A 6254-nucleotide genomic window follows, 5' to 3' on the forward strand; every position below is an offset into this window, starting at 1 on the left:
GATCTTCTTTTTCCAGGGGGATGAGCGAAGCATAATTTGTGCTGCGCTGACGTTAACTTCAACAGGGAACGCTATGTATTTCTATCAACCGTCACAGGGACACGGCTTACCGCATGATCCGCTAAATGCCATCATTGGACCGCGCCCGATTGGCTGGATTGCGTCGCGTGACAGCAACGGTCGGCACAATCTGGCACCATACAGTTTCTTTAACTGTTTTAACTATCATCCGCCGATTATCGGTTTCGCCAGCAGCGGCTGGAAAGACAGCGTGCAGAATATTATCGAAACCGGTGAATTTGTCTGGAACCTGACGACTCTTGAGCTGGCCACTGCGATGAACGAAACGTCAGCCAGCTTGCCGCACGGTGAGGACGAGTTTTTTGCCGCCGGGCTTAGCAAGGCAGATAGCCGGATAGTCAACGTGCCGCGCGTGGCGCAAAGCCCGGTCAATTTTGAGTGTCGCTTATCGCAAAGCCTGCAACTGACTACCGCTGATGGCTCACCGGTTGATACCTGGCTGGTGTTGGGAGAAGTGGTAGGCATTCACATAGATGAAACGCTCCTGGAAGACGGCATCTATCAGACGGCGAAAGCGAAGCCGGTACTGCGTGCAGGTGGGCCAACGGCATATTATTCGATCAGTGAAACACATCGTTTTGATTTAGTTCGCCCGGACGCCCGTGCAAAACGCTAAGTTTACGGACCGACGCCAGCTCGCAGCGTCGGTCGCAAGTTTCAGTATCCCACTTTGTCGATAATAAACTGTTTACCGCAGCTACCCGGATGCGGTTGCGGTAAGAATGACTGGGCAGATAACGTCTGGTTGATGTTGTCGGCTTTCAGGGATAACTGGATCTCAGTGAGATACGCTGGATTGCCGTGGCAGCTTAGCTTCACAGCTTTGACGTTCTCTTTGCCCCAGCTTTTGGCAACGGCGGCGTCAAATGCGTTACGGCTGACGGTTTTGCCGTAGTTTTCCGCCAGGAATTTGCCCACCTCGCTGTCCTTAACCTCATTATTCAGCCGCACCATCGTGCCGAAGTACGCGTCGGGATCAAAACCGAAACACGCGCCATGTTTGGCATACTCGTAACGTTCCAGACAGGATCTTCCTCCAGCGCCGGGCATTACGGCGCTGAGTTTTGCCGCGCTTTCCAGCGACAGCCCGGTTTCGGGGGCCGCGCATTTACGGCTGGCGCGGGCTTCAGGCAGGTTGGGAATAGGGCGAGTCGCGCAGCCAAAACGCATCCAACGGCGATTGTCTACTCCACGGGCAGCAATGGATTTAGGCAGGCTGGGCCATAAACCGTGAACGGTCAGGAAATCAGCTTTGTCTGCGCTCTCTTTTTGCAAACGACATTCGTCAGGCTCCTGACGATTACGCTCGTGTTGGCTCTGACAAAATCCGGTTTGCCAGGAGAGAGCCAGCACGTAGCTGTCAAAATCAGCGTACTGTTTTGCCTGAAGTTCATCGGCCTGAGCTGCAGAAACTGGTAGCAGGAGTGCTGCCAGCAACGAAGAATAACGCCATGTTGATGTCATGATGATTTCGGACACTTATATAAATTCTGAATATCATCTATTTAATCATAAAAAATGCCAGTCAGGTTTAGCTGACTGGCATCATTTTCATCAAGCGTGAACGGGAATGATTAGCTCCACATTGCCAGAATCGGCCAGCCGACCAGCAGAAGCATAGCGATGTAGATAACGCCGAAAATAGCACCCAGACGCCAGTAGTCTTTGGACTTCACATAACCACAGCCGTAGATGATAACGCCTGGGCCTGTTGCATATGGAGTCAGACAGCCCATGATACCGATGGACAGTACCAGCAGGATACACAGGTGTTCCATCGGCACGCCCGGGATACCTTTACCGACGGCCAGAATAACCGGCAGCATGGTGGCGGTGTGAGCGGAAAGGCTGGCAAACAGGTAGTGAGCAAAGTAGAACACCAGCACCAGAACGATCACGGTCGCGTTAGGCGAGAAGCCTTCCAGGTGCGTGCTCATAGTGTTGGCGAACCAGTCGATGAAGCCTGAACGGGTTAAACCATTCGCCATAACGACCAGCGTGGCGAGGTTAACCAGAGTGTTCCATGCGCTGTTATAACGGGTAATGTCTTTCCACGGTACAACGTGCAGCGCCAGCATCAGGGAAACAGCCAGCAGGCCCACTGCGGTTGCATCAATCAGTTTACCACCGAAGACCCACAGACCCAGACTGAGCAATACCAGACCGATCAGCGTTATCTCTTTACGGGTCAGTTTACCCATGCCTTTCAGTTCATCACCGGCCCAAGCGGCAACTTCAGCACTGTGAGTAACTTCTGGTTTGTACAGAACGTATGACAGCCACGGAGCAACGATCAGCAAAATAATACCGACCGGCAGGAAGCTGAGGAACCACTGCAACCAGCTGATTTGAATACCGGCAATTTTGTTGACGAATTCCAGACCCAGCACGTTAGGCGCAGCGCCGGTCACGAACATCGAGGAACTCAGGCTGGTACTGATGACCATCATCCACATCAAATATCCACCGATACGGCGCGCGGAAGGATCGTTCGGGAATGATTTAAACAACGGCGGCAGGTTTTTGATAACCGGGAATACGGTGCCACCGGTACGCGCAGTGTTAGATGGAGTAAACGGTGCCAGCAGAATGTCGATGATAACAATCGCATAGCCCAGCGTCAGGGTACGTTTACCCATGAATTTCACCAGGAACAGCGCGATACGACGACCCAGACCGGTGACTTCATAACCCAGTGCGAAGATAAACGCACCAAACACCAACCACACGGTGGTGCTGGAGAAGCCAGCCAGACCCCATTTCAGCGCTTGCTTACCCGCTTTAAACGCCGGGTCGGCCAGTTCTGAAGCATCAAACAGCAGATAGTTGCTGCCGATAACGCAGATCGTTACGGCGATAAAGCTGATCGCTGTTGCCGGAATTGGCTCCAGGATCATACCGACGATCATCGCCACAAACACGGCAAAGTAGTGCCAGGCCTGTGGAGGCATTCCATCAGGGACGGGGATAAGAAACATGACACCCATGACGACCAGGGGGGCCAATAACTTCCATATTTTATCTTTTGCTAAAGACATGTGTGTGATTCTCCGGAAAGGATCTTTAATTGTGATAATGATGAACTTGTGAAATCTGAGCTAAGAACCAGGTGACGATCAGCAGATCGGCGCAGCCTCCGGGACTGAGGTTGCGTTCAATGCACTGTTGGTCGAACTGGTGTAGATATTCGAGATCGGCAGGGGTACGAATCCCCCCTTGCTGCATCAGGGCGGTGGCCTGCTGCTGTAGCCAACGCAGACCTTCTGCGCCGCCACGTGAAGCCACGTTGGTGTCGCCGTTGATAGACATCAGCAGCAATAATGTGTCGAGTAACGCCAGTTCAGGGTCGCGGCCCTGAGTCAGCAGTGCGCGGTAGTGCGGCAGGGCATGCTGGATGACTAGCGGATATCCCGCTTCGGCTTCGCCCCGTGCGCCGGTTAATCCCAATTGCTGATAAAGACGTTGGCCAGCCGTGAGTTGTTGATTGTTCTGGCGCAGTTCGCGCTCGGTCAGGCCACGGCAAAATGTTGCTGCCGTAGAGCAAATGGTTTCAGCGGTAACAGTGAGTTGGAGCTGGTGCAGGCGGCCAATGGCGGCGCACAGCAGTCCCAGTGAAAAGATACTCCCTTTATGGGTGTTCACCCCGGCGGTGGCGCGGAACATATCGGCTTCGCAGGCCATGCCCAGCGGGCGCAGTCCTTTCAATACATCCTCAGGCGACAGCTGTGCGCTAAACGCCCCATATTCAATAAAACGTGGTAGCCATGAATGAATCGCTTCAGCGCTGCGATGAAAATCTTCCAACGCCATATCTTTATGCGCGCCGTTGTTAATACGATCTACCAGACCGGGTTTGGGCGACAGGTTGACTTCAGTCAACATGGCGCGCCACGCAAGCGTTGCGTAAGCATCAGGCAGATCCAGAGGAAGGACTGCGTTATTGGTTGATGTTGCGGGAATCGGCATCATGCAGCAGTGCCTCCATCTGAGTGAGTAAGTCGGAAAGCGCGTGGGTTTTACCCCGCGCACAGTCGGCAGCACTTTGCTCGCACAGCAGACAGCGGCGGGCAGGGAGTGCGAAATGACGCCGGGACAGAATTTCCCCTTCAGGGGTCAGGACATCGATATCCCATAGCCGTCCCAGCGGGTGTGAATGCTCAAGTTCAATTGTGGCGAGCTTGAGGTCGTGGGCCGGAGCCTCAATAGACAAAAGACCTTCTGGACCGCTGGCAGAAACCAGCGCTGTTTGCTCCCTGACAATCCAGGTGGATTGTTTCGCCAACGCGAGCAAGGCGGTTACGCCGTGATTAAAGATACGACGGGTTAATTCGCTGTCTTTAATCGGTCCCGGTGCGACGACGGTAAACGAGACCAGCGGCGCAGAGTGGCGTGTCAGCCACTCCTGTTGCCTTGCCTGTCTCTCATCGCGGCTGGCTAGCAGCTCGGGAATGGAAACCGCGTGTTGGGTGGCGTATTCAGGGAGCAGGTGCATGGTTTATTCCTTCACCTGATGCACAACGTCAATCACTGAACCATCGCGGTAACGCACAACAGCAATCACGCGGTCAGTGAATTCGATAGCGCGTGGCTGACCGGTGAGCTGCTGTGCACGTTCGCGCAGCCATTCAATGGACACCACTTTCATACCGGCTTCTTTCAGACGTTCTGCCAGTTCCGGACGTGTAGGGTTGACGGCGATACCGTGGTCAGTGACCAGAATGTCAACGCTGGAGCCTGGGGTTACGCAGGTCAGCACGTTATCAACCAGGGTCGGGATGCGTCCGCGAACCAGCGGCGCGACGATGATAGACAGCGCAGCGGCAACCGCGGTATCGCAGTGACCACCGGATGCGCCGCGCAGTACGCCGTCAGAACCGGTCAGTACGTTAACGTTGAAGCTGGTATCAACTTCCAGCGCGCTGAGCACCACGACGTCCAGACGATCGACGGATGCGCCTTTTGAGCCCCAGTTGGCATACTGGTTGGCACTGATCTCAATGTGGTTTGGATTGCGGGCCAGCGATTCTGCGGCGTTACGGTCAAAACTCTGAACGTCCAGCAGTTTGCGAATCAGGCCTTTTTCGTGCAGGTCAACGATGGTAGCGGTAATGCCGCCCAGCGCGAAGTCGGCACGGATATCGCGGCTGCGCATTTTGTCTTCCAGGAAACGCGTAACGGCCAGAGAGGCGCCGCCGGTTCCTGTCTGCAGTGAGAAGCCTTCGTTGAAGTAGCCGGAATTAGCAATGACCTCAGCCGCGCTACGGGCGATTAACAGTTCACGCGGGTTGGTGGTCATGCGGGTCGCATCGGCACCAATCTTGTCCGCATCGCCGACCTGATCGATCTGCACGATCAGATCTACCTGATCCTGCGTAATGCTGGCCGGGTTATGCGGATAGGTCAGCAGCTGTTCAGTCAGCAGGACAACCTGTTTCGCGTTTTCGGCGTCTACGCGGGCATAGCCCAGTGAGCCGCAGCACGCTTTACCGGTATAACCGTTGGCGTTGCCAAACTGGTCGCAGGACGGCACGCCGAGGAACGCCACATCAATGCTGAGCTCGCCACTTTGCACCAGGTGCACACGGCCACCGTGGGAGTGAATTTGTACCGGTTCGGATAGCAGGCCACGTGAGATTTCTTCCGCCAGCGGGCCACGCAGACCGGAGGTATAAATGCGGCTAACCACGCCCTGACGGATGTGCTCAACCAGCGGAGCATGGCAGTCGCTCAGAGAGCTGGAGGCCAGCGTCAGATTTTTAAAGCCCATATTGGCGATGGCGTCCATCACCAGGTTAATCGTCAGATCGCCACCACGAAAAGCGTGGTGGAAAGAGATAGTCATACCATCCTGTAAACCTGAACGACGAATAGCGTCTTCCAGGTTAGTGCACAGCTTTTTGTCGCGCGGTTTTTGCGCCTGCAATTCTACTTTTGCGGTGCTCTGATAAGCGGAAAGCTCACTTTCTGCATGACGGCTCCAGGTCGCCACGCGATCCTGGCGTTGAGACTGTTCGATTTTCTGCGTCATTTTTTTGCCTTATTCTTCGCGAATGCCGGAAAGTTCTGCACGGGAGATAACCAGAAGGGCGCGCTCGATAACCGGGCTGTCGACCATTTTGCCGTTCAGGGAAACTACGCCACGACCTTCGCGAGCAGCGGCTTCAGCGGCTTCC

Annotated in this window: 6 protein-coding genes and 1 pseudogene; 1 reads left to right on the forward strand and 6 read right to left on the reverse strand. The window is 54.7% G+C overall.

Annotated features, from left to right (window positions below; translation table 11 throughout):
• Nucleotides 1-73 precede the first annotated feature (73 nt).
• A complete protein-coding gene (locus tag FDW94_RS03630) occupies nucleotides 74-697 on the forward strand; it encodes a flavin reductase family protein (RefSeq protein ID WP_032942675.1) in 624 nt (207 codons plus the stop codon).
• Nucleotides 698-738: 41 nt separating this feature from the next.
• On the opposite strand, the gene rna is transcribed toward FDW94_RS03630, so the two are convergent.
• From rna to FDW94_RS23825, 6 genes and pseudogenes are all read right to left on the reverse strand, one after another.
• Nucleotides 739-1545 (reverse strand): ribonuclease I, encoded by an 807-nt coding sequence (gene rna, locus FDW94_RS03635; protein WP_048236469.1) that lies wholly within the window; start codon nucleotides 1543-1545, stop codon nucleotides 739-741.
• A 110-nt stretch (nucleotides 1546-1655) separates the two neighbouring features.
• Nucleotides 1656-3119: a citrate/succinate antiporter CitT gene (citT, locus tag FDW94_RS03640; protein ID WP_003831271.1), complete on the reverse strand. Its 1464-nt coding sequence runs from the start codon at nucleotides 3117-3119 to the stop codon at nucleotides 1656-1658.
• Nucleotides 3120-3144: 25 nt separating this feature from the next.
• Entirely contained in the window at nucleotides 3145-4050 is a 906-nt protein-coding gene (gene citG, locus FDW94_RS03645) for a triphosphoribosyl-dephospho-CoA synthase CitG (RefSeq protein ID WP_137377149.1), read from the reverse strand.
• Nucleotides 4019-4573, reverse strand: coding sequence for a citrate lyase holo-[acyl-carrier protein] synthase (citX, locus tag FDW94_RS03650; RefSeq protein WP_003831273.1), 555 nt, complete (start codon nucleotides 4571-4573; stop codon nucleotides 4019-4021). The genes citG and citX overlap by 32 nt, the downstream gene beginning before the upstream one ends.
• 3 nt (nucleotides 4574-4576) lie before the next feature.
• The gene (gene citF / locus FDW94_RS03655; protein ID WP_137377150.1) at nucleotides 4577-6109 is read right to left on the reverse strand and encodes a citrate lyase subunit alpha; all 1533 of its coding nucleotides are present in this window, start codon (nucleotides 6107-6109) and stop codon (nucleotides 4577-4579) included.
• 9 nt (nucleotides 6110-6118) lie between these two features.
• Nucleotides 6119-6254, reverse strand: a pseudogene (locus tag FDW94_RS23825) (citrate lyase subunit beta); the annotation flags it as partial.

Source organism: Citrobacter sp. wls757, assembly GCF_005280935.1.
Taxonomy (GTDB): domain Bacteria; phylum Pseudomonadota; class Gammaproteobacteria; order Enterobacterales; family Enterobacteriaceae; genus Citrobacter; species Citrobacter portucalensis.

Coding starts and splice junctions, on each gene's coding strand:
- FDW94_RS03630 (WP_032942675.1), top strand. CDS start 74: ATGTATTTCTATCAACCGTCACAGGGACACGGCTTACCGCATGATCCG.
- rna (WP_048236469.1), bottom strand. CDS start 1,545: ATGACATCAACATGGCGTTATTCTTCGTTGCTGGCAGCACTCCTGCTA.
- citT (WP_003831271.1), bottom strand. CDS start 3,119: ATGTCTTTAGCAAAAGATAAAATATGGAAGTTATTGGCCCCCCTGGTC.
- citG (WP_137377149.1), bottom strand. CDS start 4,050: ATGATGCCGATTCCCGCAACATCAACCAATAACGCAGTCCTTCCTCTG.
- citX (WP_003831273.1), bottom strand. CDS start 4,573: ATGCACCTGCTCCCTGAATACGCCACCCAACACGCGGTTTCCATTCCC.
- citF (WP_137377150.1), bottom strand. CDS start 6,109: ATGACGCAGAAAATCGAACAGTCTCAACGCCAGGATCGCGTGGCGACC.